Below are 23,409 nucleotides of genomic sequence, written 5' to 3'. Positions count from 1 at the left end.
GCGTGCGGTCGTATGCTCACTTTAGGACGGTGGTATTCACATACCGGACGGGGGCTGTGATGAGTTACGAGTATGACGAACGCAGGTCCGGCTCCGATGCTTTCGCGGCGACTCTGCGCGACGCGATCAACGCGAGGCACGTGACGCTGTCGTGGCTGCATCAGCAGCTCAACATGCGCGGGAACCGGGTGTCGATGGCGACGCTGAGCTATTGGCGTTCGGGGGCGCGCCGCCCGGAAGGTGCGCAGTCGCTCGCTGCGCTGGTCGACATCGAGGATCTCCTCTGTCTCGACGCCGGTGCGCTGCGCCGACACCTCGGCCCCACGAACAGGACCGGTCCGCTCGGACCGAATCGGTTCCCCCTGGACGAGGAGGAGCTCGAGCGCGCTGTCATGATGGCCTTCAGCGCGCTGGGCGCGTCGTACCCCGACACCTCGCGCGAGCTGACCACCCACTCCGTGACCGACGTCGACGCCGACGGGAACGTCGCCTACAGCATCACGCGCAGCATCCTGCAGTCCACGATCGGCACGATCACGGCCATTCCGTTCCTCGAGATCACGCCGGGCGTCAGCACCCCCGCGCCGATTCTGAGCGCAGTGTCGGGCGGACGCATCACCGCCCGATACTCGCACCCCGACGGCGAGGTGCACGGGGTGCTCTTCGAACTCGACGTGCCGCTGACCGCACCGGACACCGCGATGGTCGAGTGGTCGGTGACGTATCCGCCCGACTATCCGCCGATGCGCGACACCGGCCATGCGCTGGCGCAGAAGGCCAGAGAGTTGCTGGTGTGGACGCGCTTCCACCCGGATGCCGTGCCGGACTGGTGCGAGGAACGGGTCGAGACTCCGGACGGCGTCACCGTCACCGACGTGCCACTCACCCGAGGGACGTCGGTGCACCTGGTGCGTCGCGCGTTCGGCCCCGGCGCGCTCGGGCTGCACTGGGGCTACGGCCCGCGGGAGGATCAGCCGGGCTGATCGCCAGTGGCGACCGGGCGGCCCGGCGTGTTGGACCACTGGCTCCACGAGCCCGGGAAGACCCGGGCGTCGATGCCCACCTCGTGCAGGACGAGTGCCGTGTGCGCGGCCGTGACGCCGGATCCGCAGTAGGCGGCGACCGGAGTGCCGGGCGTCACCCCGATCTCGGCGAAGGACGCGAGGATCGTCTCGCGGTCGAGGATCCGCCCCGCAGCATCGAAGTGCACGGGTTCGGGGAGGTTCCGTGCGCCGGGGATGTGTCCGGCGACCGGGTCGTACGGCTCCGAGTCGCCGCGGTACCGGTCTGCCGCTCGCGCGTCGATCAGCACGCCCGACTGCGGGAACGCGGCCGTCTCGTCGATCGACAGCGCGTCGCCGCCGATCTCGTCGAGCACGACGTCGCCCTGCTCGGGCACCACGTCGTCGGTCGCGACCTCGAAGCCTTCGGCCTGCCAACCGCGGATGCCGCCGTCGAGCACCCGCACATCGACCCCGCCCTGGCGCAGCAGCCACCAGGCGCGCGCCGCGGAGATGCCCTTGAAGTCGTCGTAGGCCACGACGGTGTCGCCGGCGCGGACTCCCCAGCGACGGGCCGCGGCCTGGAGCGTGGCGGTCGACGGCAGCGGATGCCGCCCCTCCGACGGTTCGCCGTGGGTGGCGAGCTCGGTGTCGAGGGAGACGAACACGGCACCGGGGATGTGGCCCGTCAGGTAGTCGTCGTGCCCGGCCTCGGGTCGATCGAGCCGCCACCGCACGTCGATCACGCGCACGGGCGCACCTCCGCTCAGCAGGTCGTTCAGCTCGGATGCACTCACGAAGTCGCTCATCCTGCGAGGCTACCGAGTCCGCAGCGGCATCCGGTCCGTGGCCGTCTTCCGGTGTCACTTTCGAATCGCGCAGACGGTCCGATCCGACGGCCGAATCGAACCGTCTGCGCGATTCGAAGGGTGGGGGTGGGCGACTATGCTCGATCCGGCCACGTCGAGAAAGGGGCTGCGAATGCCCCTTCGGTGGATGCGGTTCCGCCCGCAGGAGGCCGCGCTCATCGCGATCACCGCGGTGTGGGGCGGCACGTTCCTGCTCGTGCACTGGGCGATGGAGCACTCGGGGCCCTGGTTCTTCGTCGGCATCCGGTTCCTGATCGCCGGGCTGATCAGCGTGGTGATCTTCCGCCGGGTGCTGCGCGGCATCCGCTGGCGCGACGTCGGCGCCGGCGTCGCGATCGGCATCATGATCTATCTCGGCTACGGACTGCAGACTCTCGGACTGCAGACCATCGACAGCAGCACCTCGGCGTTCATCACGGCGATGTACGTGCCGCTGGTGCCGCTCGCGCAGTGGGCCGTGTTCCGCAAACGCCCGCCGGCGATGGCCTTCGTGGGCGCGGGGTTGGCTTTCGTGGGGCTGCTGCTGATCGCGGGACCCGACGCCTTCGCGCTCACCCTCGGCAGGGGCGAGATCGTCACCATGATCAGCACTCTGCCCATCGCGGCCGAGATCATCCTGATCAGCCTGTTCGCCGGGAAGATCGACCTCGGCCGCATCACCGTCATCCAGCTGCTGACCGCCGGGGTGCTGGGACTGCTCACGATGCCGGTGGTGGGTGAGAACGTGCCGGAGTTCTCGTGGATCTGGGTCGGCTGCGCGGTGGGGCTGGGTGCGGCGAGCTGCCTGATCCAGCTGACCATGAACTGGGCCCAGAAGTCGGTCTCCCCCACGCGCGCGACCATCATCTACGCCGGGGAGCCGGTGTGGGCAGGGGTCATCGGCCGTGTCGCCGGAGAACGCCTGCCCGCGACCGCCCTAATCGGCGGCGCGCTCGTCGTGCTCGGCATCCTGGCCAGCGAGCTGAAGCTCGTTCGTCGGCGGCGGCGGGCGGCGCAGGCGGGCACCGAGACGACCGCACCTTCCGACGGCCAATCGCAGTTCTGACGGCCGAATCTGGCGGATCCGGCCGTCAGAACTGGATTTCACCGCACGAAGCGCGGGGTGAAGCGCGGAGCGAGGGTCGCGGACGCGCGGATGCCCGCGATGTCAGAGCGTGAGCAGCACCTTGGTGGCGCGACGCTCGTCCATGGCGCGATAGCCCTCCGCGGCATCCTCGAGCGGGAGGGTGAGGTCGAACACCTTGCCGGGGTCGATCTTCCGGTCCCAGATGAGCTGGATCAGCTCGGGGAGGAAGCGACGCACCGGAGCCGGGCCGCCGTGCAGGTGCACGCCGGAGAAGAACAGTTCCTCGCCGGGCAGTGCCACCTCGTGCGAGACACCGACGTAGCCGACATGTCCGCCGGGGCGGGTCGAGCGGATGGCCTGCATCATCGACTCCTGCGTACCGACCGCCTCGATGACCGAGTGCGCGCCGAGCCCGTTCGTGAGCTCCTTGATGCGCGCCACCCCCTCGTCTCCGCGCTCCTCGACGATGTCGGTGGCGCCGAACTCGCGCGCGAGTGCCTGCCGGTCGGCGTGCCGGCTCATCGCGATGATCCGTTCGGCGCCGAGTTCGCGGGCAGCGAGGATGCCGAGCAGGCCCACCGCTCCGTCGCCGACGACGGCGACCGTCTTGCCGGGTCCCGCCTCAGCGGCGACCGCCGCGAACCACCCCGTGCCGAGAACGTCGGATGCCGCGAGCAGCGAGGGGATCAGGTCGGCGTCGGGCTGCCCGGGCGTGACGACGAGCGTGCCGTCGGCGTGCGGGATCAGCGAGTACTCGGCCTGCGTGCCGTACCTGCCCATCGGGACGACGTGCACGCAGCGGGACTGGTAGCCGGCCTGACAGATCTCGCAGGTGTTGTCCGAGGCCATGAAGGAGCCGACCACGAAGTCGCCGACCTTCAGGGTCTGCACCTCGTCGCCGATCTCCTCGACGACGCCGACGTACTCGTGACCCATCGGCGTGTGGTCGACGTCGTCGTCACCGCGGTACGGCCACAGGTCCGACCCGCAGATGCAGGTCGCGGCGAGCCGGATGACGGCATCCGTCGGCCGGGTGATCGTCGGCTTCTCGCGCTCCTCCACCCGGACGTCGCCGGGGGCGTACATGACTACTCCACGCATTCGTGCTGCTCCTTCTGTCGTGTGGATCCAGTCAACGCCCATTCCGTCCCGGGTGGGAGGCCCTGTCGGGGCACCCCTCGGATCGCGGTCCACGGGAATAGTTCGTCGAGCGGCGCGTTGCACCCGACATGATTGAAACTTCAACCGTCGCTCCGGTCGCCACGGAACGCACCCGCGTCCGCGTGCCGCTGCGCTTCGGCGACGGCTTCTCCACCACCGCAGACGTCGTCACCTTCGACGGCCTGGTCGACGGCCGCGAGCACCTGCTGCTCGGCCTCGGCGACTGGCGCGCGGCACTCGAACGCGCCGTCGACGGCGGGGATGCACCGCTCGTCCGCCCGCACAGCGAGTGCCTGACCGGCGACGTCTTCGGCTCGGAGCGCTGCGACTGCGGCCCCCAGCTGCGCGAGGCCGTCGAGCGCATCGCCGACGAAGGCGGCTTCCTGCTGTACCTGCGCCAGGAGGGTCGCGGCATCGGCCTGTACGCCAAGCTCGACGCCTACGCGCTGCAGGATGCCGGACTCGACACCTATGAGGCGAACGTCGCCCTGGGGCACGGCGAGGACGAGCGCGACTACACCGTCGCCGCGCAGATGCTGAACGCGATCGGCGTCGACGGCATCCGTCTGCTGAGCAACAACCCCGACAAGGCCGTGCAGCTCGAGTCACTCGGCATCCGCGTGACCGAGCGGGTGCGCACCGAGGTGCACCTGTCGGAGGCCAACTCCCGCTACCTGCAGGCCAAGCGGGACCACACCGCGCACACGCTCGACCTGTCGGCGGCGTGACACAGGAGTGACACGCGAGGAGGGCACCATGACCGCGGAGCCGCAGCATCCGCGTCGACTCGACGACGGCGAGATGGCGACCTGGCTCCCCGTCATCCGGTTCGTCCAACTGCTCCCGCAGGTGCTCGACCGCACCCTGAAAGAAGAGGTCGGGCTGAATCACGCCCGCTACGCGATCCTCATCACCCTTGCCGGGCAGGGTGAGGGCACGGTCACGATGACGGAGCTCGCCCGTATCGCCGGACTCAGTCGCTCACGGCTGAGCCATGCCCTGGACTCGCTCGAGGAGCGCGGCTGGGTGGAACGCACCTCGTGCAGCTCCGACAAGCGCACGCTCTCGGCCACCCTGACCGCCGAGGGTCGCGAGATGCTGCGCACGGCCGCGCCGGTGCACGTCGGGCAGGTGCGCGAGCTGGTGCTGGACCCGCTCACGGATGAGGAGCGCGAGCAGCTCGGGGCGATCCTCGGCAAGCTCCTGCCCGGCGTGACCGCGGCACTGTAGCTCCCTCCCTGCCCGGTACCGCCAGTACCTCCCTCGTCCGAGCCGGAAGGCGTAGCGTCGGAGCATGGACACCCGCAGCGAGGTGCGCGAATTCCTCTCGACGAGGCGCGCCCGCATCACCCCCGACCAGGCGGGCCTGCCCGTATTCGGCGGCAACCGCCGCGTTCCGGGACTGCGCCGCGAAGAGGTCTCGCTGCTCGCGGGCGTCAGCGTCGACTACTACACGCGCCTCGAACGCGGCGACCTGTCCGGGGCTTCCGACAGCGTGCTCGACGCCCTCGCCAGGGCGCTGCAGCTCGACGAAGCCGAGACGGCGCACCTGTTCGACCTCGCCCGCGCCGCGAACGCCTCACCGATCGTGCGGACTCCGCGGAAGAAGCCCGGTGAGCTGCGCGCCAGCATCCTCCGTCTGCTCGATGCGATGATCGAGGCCCCGGCGGTGGTGCGCAACAACTACTTCGACTACCTCGCCGCCAATGCGCTGGGCCGTGCCCTCTACGCTCCGGTGTTCGCTCAGCCGAAGCCGAACAGTGCACGCTTCGCCTTCCTCGACCCGGCCGCGCAGGACTTCTACCCCGAGTGGGATCGCAACACCCGGGAGCTGGTCGCGGCGATGCGGGGCGAGGCGGGACGTGACCCGTTCGACCGGAAGCTGACCGACCTCGTCGGCGAGCTCTCGACGAGGAGCGAGCGGTTCCGCACGCTGTGGGCCGCCCACGATGTGCGCTTCCATCGGACGGGCGTGAAACGCATCGCGCATCCGGTGGTCGGCGAGATCGAGTTGACCTACGAGGCGTTCGCGCTGCCCGCAGACCCCGGGCTGCACCTGTCGACGTACACGGCCGAGCCGGGGACGCCTTCGGCCGACAAGCTCCGGATGCTCGCCAGTTGGGCGGCGACCGAGGCGGCAGCATCCGAAGCAGCGGCACCCGACGCCGCTTCCGACCGCACCGCCGGCCGCGCCGACGCCTGAGCAGGCAGCGGTTCTGCTCTGAGCAGAACAGCTCGAACCCGCCGGATGCCGCGGTTTATCGTGAGGCATGGCCGACCTGATCTCGTTCCCGCGCACCCCTCGCACCGATCGCCCGAAGTCGAACGGTCCCGAGCCGCTGTGGCGTCAGCTGCTGGGCGACCAGCTGCGTCGCCGCCGACACGACCGCGACGAGACCCTCACCGAGACAGCGGAGAAGGCTGGTGTCTCGCCGCAGTACCTCTCCGAGGTCGAGCGAGGACTGAAGGAGCCGTCGAGCGAGATGATCGCGGCGATCGCCGGTGCACTCGATACGAGCCTGATCGACCTCACGAGCGCCGTGGCCGATGACCTGCGCGCGGCCGCGGAGCCGGCATCCGCTGCGGTCTCGGTCTCGGTGTCGCGCGGCTCCTTCGCCCTCGCCGCCTGACCCGCCCGAGCCGCCTGACCCGCCCCTTTCGGTACCGCCTGACCCGCCCTTTCGGTGCCACCTGTCGGGAGAATTCACGGATGTCGGGAGTAACCACGGCGTGTCTCCGGACATCCGTGCGTCCTCCCGACATCCGTCCGAGGGAAGCGTCCCCCGGAGGGGTCAGGCCCGCGGGCCGAGCACCGTGTCGATCAGTCCGTAGTCCAGCGCCGCGGATGCCGTGAACACCCGGTCGCGGTCGGTGTCGGCGCGGAGCTCTGCGACCGTGCGGCCGCTGTGCCTGGCGAGGATCTCCTCCATGTCGGAACGCACCCGCACCACCTCGTCGGCCGCGAGGATCAGGTCGGGGATCGCGCCGCGCGACTGCCCGGCCGGCTGATGCAGCACGATGCGGGCGTGGGCCAGAGCGGCACGCTGCCCCGATGCTCCGGCGGCGACGAGCAGCGCGGCCGGGCCGATCGCCTGCCCGACGCACGTCGTCGCGATGGCGGGACGGATGTGCTGCATCGTGTCGTAGATCGCCAGCGCCGCCCCCGGATCGCCGCCCTCGCTGTTGATGTAGAACTGGATGCCGCTCTCCGGACTGTCCGCGTCGAGGTGCAGCAGCTGCGCGATGAGGGCGTTCGCGACCCCCGCATCGATGCCCGTGCCGAGGTAGATGACGCGCTCGGCGAGCAGGTGGGAGTAGACGTCCATGATGCGCTCGCCCCGCGGATGCTGCGCGATGACGTTCGGGATCGAGTACGTGCTCATGCGTTCACCCCCAGTCCGACGCGCGCGCGTTGTCGCGGCATCACCTCGGCGATCGAGGCCACGACCCCGTCGATGAAGCCGTACTCCTGCGCCTGGGCCGCGGTGTACCAGCGGTCGTGCAGCGAGTCCTCGAAGATGCGGTCGAGGGGCTGGCCGGTGTCTGCCGAGATGAGACCCAGCACCGTGTCGCGCATGTGCCGCAGGTCATCGGCTTGCGTCTCGATCTCGCCCGCGGAACCGCCGATGCCGGCCGAACCCTGATGCATGAGGATGCGCGCGTGCGGAAGCGCCCGCCGCTTGCCGGGGGTGCCGGCGGAGAGCAGGAACTGCCCCGCACTGCAGGCGAGTCCGAGGGCGAGGGTGGCGACGTCGTTGGGGATCAGCCGCATGATGTCGCGGAGCGCGAGCATCGACGGCACCGAGCCGCCGGGCGAGTGGATCCAGAGGGCGATGTCGGCGACCGGGTCCTCGGCCGACAGCGCAAGCAGCTGCGTCATCAGCAGCGTGCCGTTGTCGTCGTCGAGCGCACCGTCGAGCACGAGCACCCGCTCGTGGAACAGCGCGCGCCGGGCCTCGGGGCCGAACTGCGGGATGGAGGGGTTTTCTTCGCTCATGCCCCCAGCATCCGTCGCCGCCGCACGCGATCGGCCGGATTCTGCCCTGAGCCGCTCTGCCCTGAGCGGATGCCGGTGGGACGGCATCCGCTCAGGCAGCGGTGGGAGGGGTGGGGTCAGGCGGCGAGGGCGAGGGAGCGGCGGTGGCTGACGCGGTGACCGACCCAGAAGCCGATCGCGATCAGGCCGGCGAGCGCGATGCCGAGGATCCAGGGCAGCATCGACGGGGCGACTCCGGCCGTGGCGGTGGCGAGCGTGCCCGATCCTTCCGCGATCAGGCCGTTGCCCTCGGCCAGGTCGGCGGCGCCGGCTTCGAGCTTGTCGCCGCCGGCTGCGAGGTCTCCCGAGCCCTGCGCCACGGCATCGGCTCCGGTCGCCAGCTTTCCGATGCCCTCGTCGAGGTCGCCGGCACCGGACTGGAGGGTGCCGACCCCCGTGGCGAGCGTGCTCGCGCCGTCGTTCAGCCGGGTCGCACCGGCGCTGAGGTTCGAGGTGCCGGCGTACAGCGAGGAGGCTCCGGAGGACAGCGTCTGCAGTCCCGTTGCCAGCTTGGCCGCGCCGGCCGAGAGCTGCGCGGTGCCGGATTTCAGCGTCTGCGCCCCGGTCGCGAGGGCGGGGGCCGCCTCCGGAGCGACGAGGGCGACGGTTCCGGGCCACCCCTTCGACGGGTCGCCGTTCACGATCGCCCCCACACCGGCGGTGACGCTCGTCGCACCGTCTGCGGCGCCGATGAGCCCCTGCGCGAGGGCGGGGGCCGCATACGTCGGTGCCGCCATGGCGTCCACCTGCTGATCCACGCCGGCCGCGAGGCGCGCGAGCGCCTGCAGCGTCGGGTTCTCGGGGTCGGCCGCGAGCAGTCCGGCGAGACCGTCGGCGAGCTGTTGGGAGTTGCCCGGCGCGGAGGCTGCGAGGCCTTCGAGGGCAATCTTCGTGTCGGGGTGGGCGAGGGTCTGCACCGAGGGGGTCACGCCCGCCGTCAGCGCGTTCCTCAGTTTGGTCGCACCGTCGAGCACGGCGTTCGTGTACTGATGAGCACCGTCGACCCCGGCCGCGAGCTTCGCTGCTCCCGTCGCGACGGTCTGCGCTCCGGCATCCGCCTTCACGAGCTTCGACGCGAGCTCCTGCGCTCCGGCGAGCGCAGTCTGGGCTCCCCCGCTGATCCTGCCCGCGCCGTCGACGGCCGAGGCGGCACCTGCGGCGAGACTTCCGGCGCCCTCCGCGAGTGTGGTCGCGCCGGCTGCCGCCTTCGTCGCACCGTCGCTCACCTTCTGCGATCCGTTCTTCGCGCTGGCCGCACCGGATGCGAGGTCGCCGCTACCCTCGGCGAGTCGGTCGGCGCCGTCCGAGAGATCGGTGGCACCGGCGGCGAGTTCGGCCGAACCGCCCTTCGCCGAGGTCGTGCCGTCGGCCAGTTCGGAGGCGCCGGCGGCGATCTTGTTCGTCACCACGAAGAACAGGATCACCATCGCGGCCAGCAGCAGGCTGAGCACGATCACGGCGATGCGCATGCCGTTGCCGTGCGCGTGGGGTTTCGTACTCGTCATCGAGGACTCCCGGGGGTCAGTGGCGTCGTTGCCACGGGTGACTGTATGGGCGCGCCGGTACACGACCCGCGGATTTGCCGCTCGAAACCAAGTCTCAGAGTCGCTGGCACTCAGTTTCTTGTGGCGAGTCCACAAACGGCGCCCGTGGCGGTCCGTCGTCGCCCCGAAAACGCCTCGTAACATCGCGGACTCACGCCCGGCCTACTCTCATGCCCATGGCGAAGCAGAAGGCACCGGCCTGGCAGTGGTCGGAAGACGGACTCAACTTCCGCACCCGCAAGTGGGTGCGGCCCGAGGATCTCAACGCGAACGGCTCCCTCTTCGGCGGGAGCCTGCTGAAGTGGATCGACGAAGAGGCGGCGATCTACGCGATCGTGCAGCTGGGCAACTACCGCGCGGTCACCAAGCACATCTCGGAGATCAACTTCGAGGCATCGGCGGTGCAGGGCGACCTGATCGAGATCGGCCTGCAGGCCACGCACTTCGGCACGACGTCACTGACGATGCGCGCGGTCGCCCGCAACATGATCACGCGCAAGCGCATCCTCACGATCGAGAAGATCGTGTTCGTCAGCCTCGATGAGGACGGAGTGCCGACCCCGCACGGCTACCGCGAGATCACCTACGACCGTGACCGGATGCCGACCGAGCACAGCACGACCGGGACGATCCGACTCCCCTCGCTCTGACCGCCGCGACCGCGAACCGCCCGAACCGCCCGAACCACCCCGCTATGTGCGAACGGCCCCCCTGCGCGCGTCACTCATGGGGGTGGCTCGGACGGAGAGGGGTGGCTCGGTTGGCGAAGACGCCGCCGCGAACGCCTGCGCGAGATCGGCGATCAGGTCATCGACGTCCTCGAGGCCGATCGACAGACGCAGCACATCGGCGGACGGGCGGGCTTCGGGCGGCACCGGGCGGTGGGTGAGCGCGGCCGGATGCTGGATCAGCGAGTCCACCCCGCCGAGCGAGACGGCGTGCGTGAACAGGCTCGTCGCGGTCGTGACGGCGGATGCTGCGGCGAAGCCGCCCCGCATCCGCATCGCGATCATCGCGCCCGTGCCGCGCATCTGCCGTTCCAGGATGCCCCGCGGGTCTCCGTCGAGCCCCGGATAGAAGACCTCGGCGACCTCGGGACGGTCGATCAGCCACTGCACCACCCGCCGCGCGCTCTCCTGCTGGTGCCGCACCCGCACCGGCAGGGTCGTGAGACCGCGGTGCAGCAGGTACGCCCCGAGCGGATGCAGAAGCCCCCCGGTCACCGCCCGCACGCGGCGCAGCGCCTCCGCGGTCTCTTCGCTGCAGGCGACGACTCCGGCGATCACATCGCCGTGGCCGCCGAGGTATTTGGTCGCGCTGTGCAGTGACATCGCGGCACCCAGGTCGATCGGGTTCTGCAGGATCGGGGTCGCGAACGTGTTGTCGACGACGACCGGCACCGAACCTGCCTGGCGCACCACTTCGGCGATGTCGGCGATGTCGAGCGTGGGGTTCGCGGGGGTCTCGACGACCACGAGCCCGGTGTCGGACCGCATGGACGCGGCCACCTCATCGGGGTGGCAGTACGTGGTCTCGACGCCGAGCAGTCCGGACCCGAGCAGGTGGTCGGTGCCGCCGTAGAGCGGACGCACCGCGACGACGTGGCGTGCGCCCGTCGCCCCCGTGTGCGCGAGGATCACGGCGGTCATCGCGGCCATCCCCGAGGCGAAGGCCACCGCGGCCTCCGCGTGCTCGAGCTCGGCGAGGGCCTCTTCGAAGCGGGCGACCGTCGGATTCCACAGCCGCGCGTAGACCATGCTGCCCTCGGCGGGCGGGCGGCCGCCCGTGGCCATCGCCTCGTAGGAGTCTCCGCCGCGCTCGATGTCGGGGAGCGGGTTGGTGGTCGACAGGTCGATCGGCAGCGCGTGGACCCCGAGACCCTCGAGATCGGAGCGCCCGCTGTGGACGGCGACGGTGTCGGGATGCAGCGGTGCAGTCATGTCTCCACGTTGCCGGAATCACGGCATCGGCGCAGGAAGTCGACAGAACACGCAATCGATTCGGCATCCAACGCTATTCTGTGCAGCATCCGGCGTCCGAAAGGGGAGCACATTGGCGAAAGCACAACTCGACGAGACGGATCTCGAGCTGCTGGCGATCCTCACTCGGGATGCCGAGACGACCAACAAGGCCCTGGCGCATCGCCTCGGCCTCGCCGAGTCGACGTGCGCGCATCGGGTGCGGGCGCTGCGTGAGCGGGGCGTCATCCGCGACACCCGCATCCGCATCGACGGGGCGGCTCTCGGCTTCCCCCTGCAGGCGATCATCAAGGTGCGCCTCGCCAACCACACCGGCGCCAAGGTGACGGCGCTGTTCGATGCGCTCGCCGACATCCCGCGGGTGCTGCAGGTCTTCCACGTCGCCGGCGTCGACGACTTCCTGGTGCACGTGGCCGTGCAGGATGCGACGGCACTGCGTGACATCGTGCTCGAGCACATCACGGTGCACCCGGTCGTGCGCGGCACCGAGACCCAGCTCGTGTTCGAGCTGCGCGACGGCCCCGGCGTGCTCCCCCGCTGACCCCGGACCTGCCTCGCCTGCCTTCCGGTCGCACCCTTACCCTTCCTCCATGCCACCGCCTTCGTTCCGGTCGCACCCTTCCTCCGTGCCAGCGCCTGCGTTCCGGTCGCACCCTTCCTCACGTACCAGCGCCTTCGTTCCGGTCGCACTTTCTGTCGCCCCGCGCGCGCGAAGGCGGCACGAACTGCGACCGGAACGGGCGAAGCGCAACACGAGGCGGCAGGAACTGCGACCGGAACGGGCGAAGCTCAACACGAGGTGGCAGAGACTGCGACCGGAACCAGCGAAGCGCGACCGGAACGGGCGAAGCTCGACGGACGGTGCGCGAAGATGGAACGCACGCCAGCAAGGGAGCACCATGAGCCGCAGCGCCACCACCGCCACGCACACCATCCGCGAGATGCGCGACTTCCTCTTCGCGAACGCCACCGACTACGCCGCAGCCCGCGCCGGTTTCACCTGGCCCGAGGCCCCGGAGTTCAACTTCGCGCTCGAGTGGTTCGACGTCATCGCCGGCGAGAACCCCGACCGTCCCGCGGTGCAGATCGTCGAGGCCGACCTGAGCCTGCGCACCTGGACGTACGGCGAGCTCTCGACGCGCTCCGATCAGGTCGCGGCCTGGCTCACCACCCTCGGCATCCGCCGCGGCGACCACGTGATCGTGATGCTCAACAACACGATCGAGCTGTGGGAGGTGATGCTGGCGATCACCAAGATCGGCGCCGTATCGATCCCGACCTCGACGCTGCTCTCCGCCTCCGATCTCGCCTACCGCGTCGAACACGGTCGCGCCGGCGCGGTGGTCACCCTCGGCCCGCTCGCCGACCGTCTCGCGGACATCGCCCCCGGCATCCTCCGCATCGGCGTGGGCGACGGCATCCCGACGGAGTGGGCACGCTTCGCCGACTCGGCCACCGCTCCGACCGCCTTCGAGCCCGACGGTCCGACCCCCGCGACCGACACCGCGCTGCTCTACTTCACCTCGGGCACCACGAACCGGCCGAAGCTGGTGCAGCACACGCACGTCTCGTACCCGGTCGGGCACCTGTCGACCATGTGGTGGCTCGGGGTGCGGCCCGACGACGTGCACCTCAACATCTCATCCCCCGGCTGGGCGAAGCACGCCTGGTCGAGCTTCTACTCGCCGTTCCTGGCCGAGGCGACCGTGTTCGTCTACAACTACGACCGGTTCGACGCGAACACCCTGATGCAGGTGATGGACACGCATCACGTCTCGACCTTCTGCGCGCCGCCGACCGTGTGGCGGATGCTGATCCAGGCCGACCTCGCCCGTCTCACCCACCCGCCGCGCGAACTGGTCGGCGCGGGCGAGCCACTGAACCCCGAGGTCATCGACCGGGTGCGCGATGCCTGGGGCGGCACGATCCGCGACGGCTTCGGGCAGACCGAGATGACGGCCTGCATCGGCAACTCCCCCGGTCAGCCCGTCAAGGTCGGCTCGATGGGACGCCCGCTGCCCGGCTACCCCGTCGTGCTGCTCGATCCGGTCACCGGAGAGGTCGTCGAGAGCGAGGGGGAGATCGCGCTCGACCTGTCGCAGCCGCCGCTCGGACTCATGGCGGGCTACTACGACGACCCGGAGAAGACCGCGGAGTCACGGGTGGGTGGCTTCCATCACACCGGCGACATCGCGGTGCGCGACGACGACGGCTACCTGACGTACATCGGTCGCTCGGACGACGTGTTCAAGGCCTCCGACTACAAGATCTCGCCGTTCGAACTCGAGTCGGTGCTGCTCGAGCACGACCTGGTGATCGAGGCGGCCGTGATCCCGAGTCCCGACCCGACACGGCTGGCCGTGCCGAAGGCGTACGTGTGCCTGACCCCGGATGCCGCCGTGCGCGCGGAGGATGCCGCCCGCGCGATCTTCACCTACGCGCACGACCGCCTGTCGTCGCACCTGTGGGTGCGGATCATCGAGTTCGTGCCGGAGCTGCCGAAGACGATCTCCGGCAAGATCCGCCGCGTCGAGCTGCGCGCACGAGAGGCGGCGCGGGTCGAATCCGGTGATGAGACCGGGCAGCACCGCGACCGCGACTACCGCTGAGCGCTCAGGGCACGACCGGTATCGACGCCGTCGCAGGAGACTTCGTCGTGAGCGGCGACTTCGACACCGCGGCCGGCTTGGCCGTGGACACGGCCTGCGGCAGCGTGTCGACCGCAAGAGCGTCGGTCCGCCCGACTCCGCCCGCGCTCATGATGGCCCGCACGACTCCGCCGATCACGAGCATCCCCACGAGTGAGGCGCACGCCAGTATCAGCGGCAGCCACTGCTGTGCGAACGACGCGGTGACACTCATCAGTGCGCCCACGATCCACACGCCGACCGCGCCCCCCACGAGCCCTCCGGACCCGCGGATCACGGCCACCGCGGCGACGATCGCACAGGCACCGGCGATCGCCGCGCCCACGTACCCGATCGGCACCATCACCTCGGCCAAATCGTTGGCCACTCTCATTGTCGTCATGACGACCCCCCGGTCCAGCGGAAACTCCGCTACCTCGACACTAGAAGTGTGTCGTGGAAAGGCCATCCGTCTCAAGTCCCATCCGCATCATCCTGCAGACGGAGATCTCGCGGCGTGGAATCGGGTGCGGCGAGGGGTCAGCGGCGGCTCGGCCACCGCAGGCGACGGGCGCGGAGGACGCGCACCGGCTGGGTGACGACGGCATCCACGACCATCGAGCCGTCGGTCGGGCCGACGATCGCGATCGCCGAGGTCTCGGTGGCCTCGGCCGGTGCGACCGGAAGCCGGCCGAGCTCGCGGTGCGCACGCACATAGGCCGGGACCAGCAGCACGATCGCGCCGATCCAGGCGAGCGGGTTGCTCAGCGCGACGCCGTCGAACCCGATCCACGCGCCCAGCACGATGGCCGCGCCCACGCGCATCACCAGCTCGATCACGCCGGTCACGGTCGGCACGAGCGTGTGCCCGAGCCCCTGCAGCGCGCCGCGCAGCACGAACAGCATGCCGAGCGCCCAGTAGCCGCAGCCGTTGATGATGAGCATCCGGTGGGCCATGTCGACCACCTCGTCGGACCCCGCACCGATGAACAGTCGCACCATCGGGGCGCCGAACGCGATCAGCAGGCCGCCGAGCACCACACCGGCTCCCACGGCCATCCAGGTCGCCTCGACGACCCCGCGACGGATGCGATCGGGGCGACGGCCACCGTGGTTCTGCGCGGCGTACATCGAGACCGCGAGGCCCAGCGATGACAACAGCGCGACGGCGAGGCTGTCGACCCGGGAACCGGTCGTGTAGGCGGCGACCGCGTCAGCCCCGAGGGTGTTCAGCGCGACCTGCACCGTGAGCGTGCCGATCGCGATGATCGACGCCTGGAAGCCCATGGGCAGGCCGAGGCGCAGGTGCTCGGAGATGTCGTCGCGACGGATCCGCCAGTCGGCCCGACGCAGGTGCAGCATCGGCAGGCGGCGGCGCACGAACTCGAGACACAGGGCGACCGAGACGGCCTGGGCGACGACCGTCGCGAGCGCGGCTCCGCCCACTCCCCACTCGAGCGGGCCGACCATCAGCACGACGAGCCCGACGTTCAGCGCGCACGAGACGGTGAGGAACACCAGCGGTGTCTTGGAGTCGCCGATCGCGCGGATGATCGCGGACAGGTAGTTGAAGAACATCGTCGCGCTGGCACCGAGGAAGCTGATCTGCGTGAAGATCGTGGCCTCGGCCATCAGCTCCGGTGGCGTCTGCAGCAGGGTGAGGATCGGGCCGGCCAGGAGAGGAGCGGCGACCGTCAGGATCACGCTCGTGATGGCACTGAGGAGCACTCCCGTGGCCACCGAGCGGCGCACGGCCGCATCATCGCGCGCCCCGAAGGCCTGGGCGATGGGGATCGCGAATCCACTCGTCAGACCCCAGGCGAATCCGAGCAGCAGGAACAGCAGGCTGCCGGTCGCACCCACCGCCGCGAGGGAGGTGACGCCGAGGTGCCGTCCGACGACGATCGCGTCGGCGAACTGGTACAGCTGCTGCACCACGTTGCCGAGGAGCAGCGGGATGGAGAAGGCGAGGATGACGCGCCACGGGCGGCCCGTGGTGAGGGAGGTGGCCATGAAGGAGCGGCTCGCAGAACTGAGGGGATGGATCGGGGCCGAACCAGACTATCGAATCGATTCGGCGAAGTGGTATCCCAGATCTCGATTCTGTCGCTCGGCATGGTGAAAGGTACCGTCGGAGCGACACCGTCGACGCAGACCGGAGGACGAGAGTGACGAAGCAGTATTCGGGGGGAACCGGAAGCCAGAGCGATGCCGGAGCCGTTGAGGAGGAGGAGCATCTGCGGCGAGCGCTGAGCAACCGCCACATCCAGCTGCTCGCGATCGGCGGAGCGATCGGGACCGGCCTGTTCATGGGCAGCGGCAAGACGATCTCGGTGGCAGGACCGTCGGTGATCTTCGTCTACATGATCATCGGCTTCATGCTGTTCTTCGTCATGCGGGCGATGGGCGAGCTGCTGCTGTCGAACCTGAAGTACAAGTCGTTCAGCGACTTCGCGAGCGATCTGCTCGGGCCGTGGGCGGGATTCTTCACCGGATGGACCTACTGGTTCTGCTGGGTGGTCACCGGCGTCGCCGACGTGATCGCGATCGCCGGATACACGGATGCGCTCATCCCCGGCATCCCGCTGTGGATCCCGGGCGTCCTCGTGATCGTGATCCTCCTCGCGCTGAACCTGCCGACCGTCGCCGCGTTCGGCGAGATGGAGTTCTGGTTCGCCCTGATCAAGATCGTCGCGATCGTGGCGCTCATCATCACCGGGCTCGTGATGATCTTCACCGGTTTCCAGCACGACGCGGGGACCGCCAGCTTCTCGAACCTGTGGGACCACGGGGGCATGTTCCCGCACGGCTTCATGGGCTTCGTCGCCGGCTTCCAGATCGCCGTGTTCGCGTTCGTCGGGGTCGAGCTGGTCGGCACGGCGGCCGCCGAGACCAAGGATCCGAAGCGCAACCTGCCGAAGGCGATCAACGCCATCCCGATCCGCATCCTTCTGTTCTACGTGGGCGCACTCATCGTGCTGATGGCGGTGACCCCGTGGACCGAGTACGTCGCCGGGGAGAGCCCGTTCATCGCGATGTTCGCCCTCGCCGGGCTCGGCATCGCGGCGACGGTGGTGAACCTGGTCGTGCTCACCTCGGCCATGTCGAGCGCCAACTCCGGCATCTACTCGACCTCGCGCATGGTGTTCGGCCTCGCGCAGGACGGCGACGCCCCGCGGATCTTCGGCCGGCTCTCGCGCCGCCGCGTGCCGCAGAACGCCCTGTTCCTCTCGTGCATCCTGCTGCTGTCCGGCGTGGTGCTGCTGTACGCGGGCAAGGACATCGGCACCGCCTTCGACATGGTGACCACGGTCTCGGCACTGTGCTTCATGTTCGTGTGGACGATCTTCCTGTGCAGCTACCTCGTGTACCGACGCACCCGCAAGGACAAGGTCGCGGCATCCACGTTCCGGATGCCGGGCGGGGTGTTCATGGTCTATGTGGTGCTCGCGTTCTTCGTGTTCATCCTGTGGGCGCTGACGACGCAGCCCGACACGCTGACCGCGCTGCTGGTGACGCCGATCTGGTTCGTGCTGCTGTTCGTGGCATGGCTGTTCGTGCGGAAGTCGCCGAACCACCTCTCACGCCATGCGGCGCACATCGCCCACCTCCGCGACGACTCGGTGGAGGCCGACACGGACTGAGCTCGGGCGGCCTCGGTTCACAACTCAGGCCGCGACGGCGGAGGCGGCGGCGGGTGCGGCGGGTGCGGCGGCGAACAGGCGCTTGCGCAGGGCGAGGAACAGCAGCACCATGCCGGCGCTGAGCAGGATGTGCCCCATCCCGGCGATGCCGGCGATCATGCTCGACGACTCCTGGCCGAGCACCGTGAGGCAGCCGTGCCAGACCATCATGGCCGACGTCAGCACGAGGCCCGCGTTGTACAGCCAGAAGAACCAGCTGAACAGGCGGCTCTCGGAGAGCGCGAACACCTTCTCCAGCAGCAGGACGATCAGCAGCACGACGAAGCCCAGCACGAGCAGGTGCGTGTGCACGAGCCCCAGCTGCGTCGACTCCCCCTCGGGGAAGTCGTTGATCTTGGTGAACTCCCGGTAGAAGAGTCCGGAGGCGACGCCCACCAGCATGTAGGCGAACGCAGCGGAGAAGAGGCGGCGCATCGGGTTCCTTTCGGTCTGATTCCAGCCTCGGCGCAGCGGCCTCGGCCGGGATCCATCGAACGGTTGAGATGCGTGGCGGTCCTGGGACTGAGGAAGCCGGCTCAGAGGAGCCCGGTGTCGCGGGCGATCGCGATGGCACGGGCGCGACTGTCGGCGCCGAGCTTCTCGAACACGTGCACGAGGTGCGTCTTCACGGTCGCCTCGGTCACGAACAAGGTCTTCGCGATCTCGCGGTTCGATGCGCCCGTGTCGAGCAGCCGGAGCACGTCGAGCTCCCGGTCCGTGAGCCGCACCCGCGGCGCGCGCATGACCTGCACGACCCGCTCGCTGAGCTCGGGAGTGAGCACGAGTCCGCCGGACGCGGCCTGCCGGATCGCCCGCACGATGTCGTCGGGCGCCACGTCTTTGAGCAGGTAGCCGGCCGCTCCCGCCTCGATCGCGCCGAGGATCTCGGCGTCGCGGTCGAACGTCGTCAGGATCAGCACCGCGGGGGCCGGATGCTGCGCGCGCAGGGCCGCCGTCGTCTGCACACCGTCCATGCCCTCGCCGAGCCGCAAGTCGCAGAGCACCACGTCGGGGTGCAGGTGCCGCGCGAGGGCGACGGCCTCTTCGCCGGATGCCGCCTCGCCGACCACCTCGACGTCATCGCGACGGTCGAACAGCGAGCGCACTCCGGCGCGGACGATGGGGTGGTCGTCGACGAGCAACACACGCACGGGAGTCATCCCTCGCCCTCCGTTCCACGCCTCACCGACGCCGCACCGCCGAACGGGACGTGCGCCGAGAGGGCGGTCCCGTCGCCCGGGGCGCTCTCGACGTCGAGTCCGCCGCCGAGCTCCCGCAGCCGCGCTCGCATCGAGCGCAGCCCGTAGCCGCCGCCCTGCCCGGCCATCCCGCCCTGAGCATCCCATCGCGTCGCGTCGAACCCGATGCCGTCGTCGACGATGTCGAGTCGCACCGCATCCCCGGCATCGGCCAGGGTCACCACCACGCGCGACGCGGATGCGTGCGAGCGGACGTTCGCGAGGGCCGACTGCGCCGTCCGCAGCAGGGCGACCTCGGCGTCGATGCCGAGTGACGGCAGGTCGTCGTCGGCGTGCAGGGTCGTCGCGATCCCGGTCTCGTCGGTCAGGCGCTCCAGCATCCGGGCGAGGGCGTCGCCGAGAGCCGTGGATTCGAGCTCTGCCGGCATCAGCGCGTTCACGATGCGTCGCGCATCGGCCATCCCCTCCGCGGCGAGCGCCCCGATCTGCTCGAGGGCACGGGTGCGCTGCGCCGGATCGTCCGCCTCCAGCGCCGAGCGCGCCAGCATCCCGATCGACGACACACTCTGGGCGACCGTGTCGTGGATGTCGCGCGAGACCCGGGTGCGCTCCTCACTCGCCCCGGACTCGCGCTGAGTGCGGGCGAGCTCATCCTGCAGGGCGGCCATCTCCTCCTGGGTCGCCACGAGCGAGGCGATCAGCCGACGTCGCTCACGCCCGTCGCGCACGAGTTCGAGGTACCCGCGGGAGATCCCCAGCGCGAAGACACCGCCCACCAGCGGTCCGATCACGTTCGCGTAGCTCGTCGTGCCGGTGTGGAGCAGCGGGGCGCTCACGACGACCGCGAGGATCGCGACGCTCAGCAGCAGCGCCCATCGCAGCCGCATCACGAATCCGGCGAGCAGCCAGAGCGGGAAAGCCAGCCATACGAACTCCGGCGAGAAGACGACCGCTCCGAGCCAGATGAGCGTCAGCCCGAGCAACCACCAGGTGGCCAGACGGCGGTCGGAAATGCGCTCGCTGAGCAGCAGCCCTCCGCCGTACCAACCGAGGAACACGAGCGAGAGCGCGAGGACCCACGGCAGCGGCACGCCGTCGAGGGCCGCACGCCACGCGCCGATCGCGAGCAGCACCACCGTGATGACGGCCTGGCCGATACGGATGGATCCGACCAGGCTCGCCCACGTGCGCGGGGTACCGCGGGCCGGCGACCCGGTGGACGGCGACTCGGTGGGCGGCATGCTGACATTCTTCCTCCGACGGGCCGCGCGCGCCTCCATCGTTCGATCGATCCGGGTGGCCAGGGAGGCTCCGGCCAGCGGGGTTCCGTCAGGCCCTCCCTCGCCGCGGACGCCGCGCGTAGCGTCGGTTCCACGGCCGCGAATCACCTCCGCGGCCACGACGAAGGGACCACTCATGCACACTCGCACTCTCGGACAGGGACTCCAGGTCTCGGCGATCGGACTCGGCTGCATGGGGATGTCGCAGAGCTACGGCCCGAACCCCGGCAGCCGCGACGACATGATCGCGGTGCTGCGCTCGGCGGTCGACCACGGTGTGGACTTCTTCGACACCGCCGAGGTCTACGGCCCGTACGTGAACGAGGAGCTCGTCGGCGAGGCGCTCGAGCCGATCCGCGACGAGGTCGTCATCGCGACCAAGTTCGGGTGGGACATCGAGGACGGCAAGAGCGTCGGGCTGAACAGCCGCCCGGAGCAGATCCGCCGCGTGGCCGAGGCGTCGCTGCGGAGTCTGCGCACCGACGTGATCGACCTGTTCTACCAGCACCGTGTCGACCCGGCGGTGCCGATCGAAGACGTCGCCGGCACCGTGGGCGAGCTGATCGCCGAGGGCAAGGTGCGCCACTTCGGGCTCTCCGAGGCCTCGGCAGCCTCCATCCGCCGCGCGCACGCCGTGCACCCGGTCACAGCCCTCCAGAGCGAGTACTCGCTGTGGACCCGCGAGCCCGAGGCCGAGATCCTCCCCGTGCTCGCCGAGCTCGGCATCGGGTTCGTGCCGTTCAGCCCGCTCGGCAAGGGGTTCCTGACCGGCACGGTCGACACGGCGGCGGACTTCGCGGCCGGCGACATCCGCGCCACGATCCCGCGCTTCACAGCCGAGAACCGGGCGGCGAACCAGGCACTCGTCGCACACGTCGCCGAGCTCGCGGTAGCGAAGGAGGCCACCCCCGGCCAGATCGCTCTCGCCTGGCTGCTCGCGCAGCAGCCGTGGATCGTGCCCATCCCCGGCACCCGGCGCACCGCACGCATCGCCGAGAACGCGGGTAGCACCGCCGTCGCGCTCTCCGCCGACGAGGTCGCCGACCTCTCGGCCCTCGCCACGCGCATCGGCGTGGCAGGCGACCGCTACAACCCGCAGCAGATGGCCTTCGTCGACCGTTGAGCCGCCGATCGTCGGCCTCGGTATCGTGAGGCGGGTGACCTCCGCCCGCAGCTACCCCGCGACCATCGCGGCGGCTGTCGAGCAGGAGACGGTCATCCGCAAGTCGCGCTTCCTCACCCGTATCGAGCCCGTCACGTCGGTCGAGCAGGCCGAGGCCGTGATCGCCGGCATCCGCAAGCGCGCGTGGGATGCGAACCACAACTGCACCGCGATGGTCACCGGGCTGCTCGGCGACCAGGCGCGGTCGTCGGATGACGGCGAGCCCTCCGGCACCGCGGGTGTCCCCATGCTCGAGGTGCTGCGACGCCGCGAACTGACCGACGTCGTCGCGGTCGTGACCCGGTACTTCGGCGGCGTGAAGCTCGGGGCGGGCGGCCTCGTGCGCGCGTACTCCTCGGCGGTGTCGGAGGCTCTCGACCTGGCCGCTCTCGTGCGTCGCGCGGCGCTCCGGCAGGTGACGCTCGAGGTTCCGCATGCGGATGCCGGGCGCTTCGACAACCTGCTGCGCGACTGGGCGTCGCATCACGGCGCAACGCTGGGCGAGCCGACATACGCGGCGACCGTGACGCTCGAGCTGTGGGCGCCCGAGGCCGAGCTCGCTCGCCTCACCGCCGACCTGGCCGCGGCATCCGCCGGTTCGATCGTCCCCGTCCCGGGCGTCGAGCGCATCGTCGACGTGCCCGACTGACGCCGGCGGGATCGGCGAAACCACAAGGATCGGCGGATATCCTGGATGCCGCGGTCGCGGAGGGAGAGCGATGTTCGACAGTCCGCTCTCGGCTTCGGCCTACGAGATCCTCGAGGTCGACCCCGGCGTCGACGACGTCGAGCTGCGCCGCGCCTACCGTCTGCGCCTGCGCCAGACGCATCCCGACACCGGCGGCGACGCGGCGGTCTTCATCCAGGTGCAGCGCGCCTGGGAACTGGTCGGCACCGCGGAGGGCCGTGCGGCCTACGACCGCCGGACGGGTGTGACCCACGAGGCCGGCTCGGAGTGGAGCGGATGGCGGCCACCGCCGACCCGCACCGACACCCGCCCCCGCGCCCGGTCGTACGGGCACCCGGGCGGCTGGCGCCGTGAGCGCTATCTCACCCTCATCCGCGAATGGGCCGGCCGCGGTGTCGAGGTCCCCGATCCATACGACCCCGCACTCGTGCGCTCGGCGCCGCGGGATCTGCGCCGGCTCCTCGCCGATGCCCTGGCGGAAGAAGCCACGGCGCGCACGGTCTCCGACCTCGGCATGGGCTACACGGTGTGGCACGACGTCGCCGCCGGAGCCGATGCCGACGACAAGCTCGACCACGTGGTGCTCGGCCCCTCGGGACTGTACGGCGTGATGTCGGAGGACTTCGGCGGAATGGTCGGCTTCCGTCGCGGCGAGATCACGGGCCCAAGTCTCGGCACCCGCGCGCCCGTAACCGCCGCGCTCGGCCGCATGCGCACGGTCGCCAAAGCCGCCCGCGTAAAGTTCGGCGGCGCGATCATCGTGCTGCCCGACGACGACCTCTCGCAGGCGGTCACCCCGCTGGGCACGACCCGGGGCGTCCCGGTCGTGGTGGTACGACGCAGCGCGCTGGCGATGGTGCTGCGTCAGGGCGTTCCGCAGGCACGGGCGATCGGCGGCAACGAGCTGTTCGACGTGCGCACCCGGCTGCAGCAGACCGTCCGCTTCGTCTGACCCGGCCCCGGCGCCCCGGCCGGCCCCGACTCCGGCCGGCCCCGACGATCCGCGGAGTCCCGGACGATTCACCGAGAGATCGGGAGGGATTCCTCGGCGAATCGTCACCACATCGGCGAATCGTCCGCCGCTGACCCGGACCTGTCGACCGACCGGTCCGGC

General features: G+C 70.2%; 24 protein-coding genes. 13 read left to right on the top strand and 11 right to left on the bottom strand.

The annotated features are described in order from the left end of the window. Window positions 1-59: 59 nt before the first annotated feature. Window positions 60-983, top strand: coding sequence for a hypothetical protein (locus AC6CHX_RS08480; RefSeq protein WP_498272442.1), 924 nt, complete (start codon window positions 60-62; stop codon window positions 981-983). Here AC6CHX_RS08480 and AC6CHX_RS08475 read toward each other — a convergent pair. Next, window positions 971-1,810, bottom strand: a complete 840-nt coding sequence (locus AC6CHX_RS08475; RefSeq protein ID WP_498272441.1) for a sulfurtransferase — start codon at window positions 1,808-1,810, stop codon at window positions 971-973. The two genes, AC6CHX_RS08480 and AC6CHX_RS08475, sit on opposite strands and share 13 nt — an antisense overlap. A 172-nt stretch (window positions 1,811-1,982) precedes the next feature. Here AC6CHX_RS08475 and AC6CHX_RS08470 point away from each other — a divergent pair, with 172 nt between their 5' ends. After that, entirely contained in the window at window positions 1,983-2,915 is a 933-nt protein-coding gene (locus AC6CHX_RS08470) for a DMT family transporter (RefSeq protein WP_498272440.1), read from the top strand. Window positions 2,916-3,017: 102 nt separating this feature from the next. Here AC6CHX_RS08470 and AC6CHX_RS08465 read toward each other — a convergent pair whose 3' ends face one another. Next, window positions 3,018-4,037: a zinc-dependent alcohol dehydrogenase family protein gene (locus AC6CHX_RS08465; protein ID WP_498272439.1), complete on the bottom strand. Its 1,020-nt coding sequence runs from the start codon at window positions 4,035-4,037 to the stop codon at window positions 3,018-3,020. A gap of 128 nt (window positions 4,038-4,165) precedes the next feature. Here AC6CHX_RS08465 and AC6CHX_RS08460 point away from each other — a divergent pair, with 128 nt between their 5' ends. The 4 genes from AC6CHX_RS08460 to AC6CHX_RS08445 all read left to right on the top strand — a co-directional run bounded on the left by AC6CHX_RS08460 (window position 4,166) and on the right by AC6CHX_RS08445 (window position 6,727). Beyond that, complete coding sequence (locus AC6CHX_RS08460; RefSeq protein ID WP_498272438.1) at window positions 4,166-4,825, top strand: GTP cyclohydrolase II; 660 nt, start codon at window positions 4,166-4,168, stop codon at window positions 4,823-4,825. A 28-nt stretch (window positions 4,826-4,853) separates the two neighbouring features. Beyond that, entirely contained in the window at window positions 4,854-5,327 is a 474-nt protein-coding gene (locus AC6CHX_RS08455) for a MarR family winged helix-turn-helix transcriptional regulator (protein WP_498272437.1), read from the top strand. Window positions 5,328-5,391: 64 nt separating this feature from the next. Then, window positions 5,392-6,300 (top strand): helix-turn-helix transcriptional regulator, encoded by a 909-nt coding sequence (locus AC6CHX_RS08450; RefSeq protein ID WP_498272436.1) that lies wholly within the window; start codon window positions 5,392-5,394, stop codon window positions 6,298-6,300. 67 nt (window positions 6,301-6,367) lie between these two features. Continuing rightward, on the top strand, window positions 6,368-6,727 hold the full coding sequence (locus AC6CHX_RS08445; protein ID WP_498272435.1) for a helix-turn-helix domain-containing protein: 360 nt from the start codon (window positions 6,368-6,370) through the stop codon (window positions 6,725-6,727). A 162-nt stretch (window positions 6,728-6,889) separates the two neighbouring features. On the opposite strand, the gene AC6CHX_RS08440 is transcribed toward AC6CHX_RS08445, so the two are convergent. From AC6CHX_RS08440 to AC6CHX_RS08430, 3 genes are all read right to left on the bottom strand, one after another. Next, the gene (locus tag AC6CHX_RS08440; protein ID WP_498272434.1) at window positions 6,890-7,480 is read right to left on the bottom strand and encodes a ClpP family protease; all 591 of its coding nucleotides are present in this window, start codon (window positions 7,478-7,480) and stop codon (window positions 6,890-6,892) included. After that, window positions 7,477-8,094, bottom strand: a complete 618-nt coding sequence (locus AC6CHX_RS08435) for a ClpP family protease (protein ID WP_498272433.1) — start codon at window positions 8,092-8,094, stop codon at window positions 7,477-7,479. The genes AC6CHX_RS08440 and AC6CHX_RS08435 overlap by 4 nt, the downstream gene beginning before the upstream one ends. 116 nt (window positions 8,095-8,210) lie before the next feature. After that, a complete protein-coding gene (locus AC6CHX_RS08430; RefSeq protein WP_498272432.1) occupies window positions 8,211-9,638 on the bottom strand; it encodes a hypothetical protein in 1,428 nt (475 codons plus the stop codon). 215 nt (window positions 9,639-9,853) lie between these two features. On the opposite strand from AC6CHX_RS08430, the gene AC6CHX_RS08425 reads away from it, so the two are divergent. After that, window positions 9,854-10,327 (top strand): acyl-CoA thioesterase, encoded by a 474-nt coding sequence (locus tag AC6CHX_RS08425; RefSeq protein WP_136041891.1) that lies wholly within the window; start codon window positions 9,854-9,856, stop codon window positions 10,325-10,327. Between the two features lie 42 nt (window positions 10,328-10,369). Here AC6CHX_RS08425 and AC6CHX_RS08420 read toward each other — a convergent pair whose 3' ends face one another. Then, window positions 10,370-11,617 carry a trans-sulfuration enzyme family protein gene (locus AC6CHX_RS08420; protein WP_498272431.1) on the bottom strand — a complete coding sequence of 416 codons (1,248 nt, stop codon included), beginning with the start codon at window positions 11,615-11,617 and terminating at the stop codon, window positions 10,370-10,372. A 112-nt stretch (window positions 11,618-11,729) separates the two neighbouring features. Here AC6CHX_RS08420 and AC6CHX_RS08415 point away from each other — a divergent pair, with 112 nt between their 5' ends. Then, a complete protein-coding gene (locus tag AC6CHX_RS08415) occupies window positions 11,730-12,197 on the top strand; it encodes an Lrp/AsnC family transcriptional regulator (RefSeq protein ID WP_452326379.1) in 468 nt (155 codons plus the stop codon). Between the two features lie 358 nt (window positions 12,198-12,555). Further along, entirely contained in the window at window positions 12,556-14,265 is a 1,710-nt protein-coding gene (locus AC6CHX_RS08410; protein ID WP_498272430.1) for an AMP-binding protein, read from the top strand. Window positions 14,266-14,269: 4 nt separating this feature from the next. Here the strand turns inward: AC6CHX_RS08410 and AC6CHX_RS08405 are convergent, their stop codons facing one another. Then, on the bottom strand, window positions 14,270-14,671 hold the full coding sequence (locus AC6CHX_RS08405) for a hypothetical protein (RefSeq protein WP_498272429.1): 402 nt from the start codon (window positions 14,669-14,671) through the stop codon (window positions 14,270-14,272). 152 nt (window positions 14,672-14,823) lie between these two features. After that, a complete protein-coding gene (locus AC6CHX_RS08400) occupies window positions 14,824-16,296 on the bottom strand; it encodes an MATE family efflux transporter (protein WP_498272428.1) in 1,473 nt (490 codons plus the stop codon). Window positions 16,297-16,451: 155 nt separating this feature from the next. Here AC6CHX_RS08400 and cycA point away from each other — a divergent pair, with 155 nt between their 5' ends. Next, window positions 16,452-17,927 carry a D-serine/D-alanine/glycine transporter gene (cycA, locus tag AC6CHX_RS08395; RefSeq protein WP_498272427.1) on the top strand — a complete coding sequence of 492 codons (1,476 nt, stop codon included), beginning with the start codon at window positions 16,452-16,454 and terminating at the stop codon, window positions 17,925-17,927. A 24-nt stretch (window positions 17,928-17,951) separates the two neighbouring features. Here the strand turns inward: cycA and AC6CHX_RS08390 are convergent, their stop codons facing one another. From AC6CHX_RS08390 to AC6CHX_RS08380, 3 genes are all read right to left on the bottom strand, one after another. After that, window positions 17,952-18,401, bottom strand: coding sequence for a DUF2871 domain-containing protein (locus tag AC6CHX_RS08390; RefSeq protein WP_498272426.1), 450 nt, complete (start codon window positions 18,399-18,401; stop codon window positions 17,952-17,954). Window positions 18,402-18,502: 101 nt separating this feature from the next. After that, on the bottom strand, window positions 18,503-19,126 hold the full coding sequence (locus tag AC6CHX_RS08385) for a response regulator (protein ID WP_498272425.1): 624 nt from the start codon (window positions 19,124-19,126) through the stop codon (window positions 18,503-18,505). Beyond that, entirely contained in the window at window positions 19,123-20,406 is a 1,284-nt protein-coding gene (locus tag AC6CHX_RS08380; protein ID WP_498272424.1) for a sensor histidine kinase, read from the bottom strand. Before AC6CHX_RS08380 ends, AC6CHX_RS08385 begins: the two co-directional genes overlap by 4 nt. A gap of 175 nt (window positions 20,407-20,581) precedes the next feature. Here AC6CHX_RS08380 and AC6CHX_RS08375 point away from each other — a divergent pair, with 175 nt between their 5' ends. From AC6CHX_RS08375 to AC6CHX_RS08365, 3 genes are all read left to right on the top strand, one after another. Then, window positions 20,582-21,568, top strand: coding sequence for an aldo/keto reductase (locus AC6CHX_RS08375; RefSeq protein WP_498272423.1), 987 nt, complete (start codon window positions 20,582-20,584; stop codon window positions 21,566-21,568). Window positions 21,569-21,602: 34 nt separating this feature from the next. After that, on the top strand, window positions 21,603-22,256 hold the full coding sequence (locus AC6CHX_RS08370; protein ID WP_498272422.1) for an IMPACT family protein: 654 nt from the start codon (window positions 21,603-21,605) through the stop codon (window positions 22,254-22,256). Between the two features lie 70 nt (window positions 22,257-22,326). Continuing rightward, window positions 22,327-23,247: a J domain-containing protein gene (locus AC6CHX_RS08365; RefSeq protein WP_136041879.1), complete on the top strand. Its 921-nt coding sequence runs from the start codon at window positions 22,327-22,329 to the stop codon at window positions 23,245-23,247. The last annotated feature ends 162 nt before the right edge of the window (window positions 23,248-23,409 follow it).

This window comes from Microbacterium sp. GQ128, from assembly GCF_059758615.1.
Note: the sequence above shows the minus strand (reverse complement) of the source record. Positions and strands in the feature narration are given on the sequence as shown.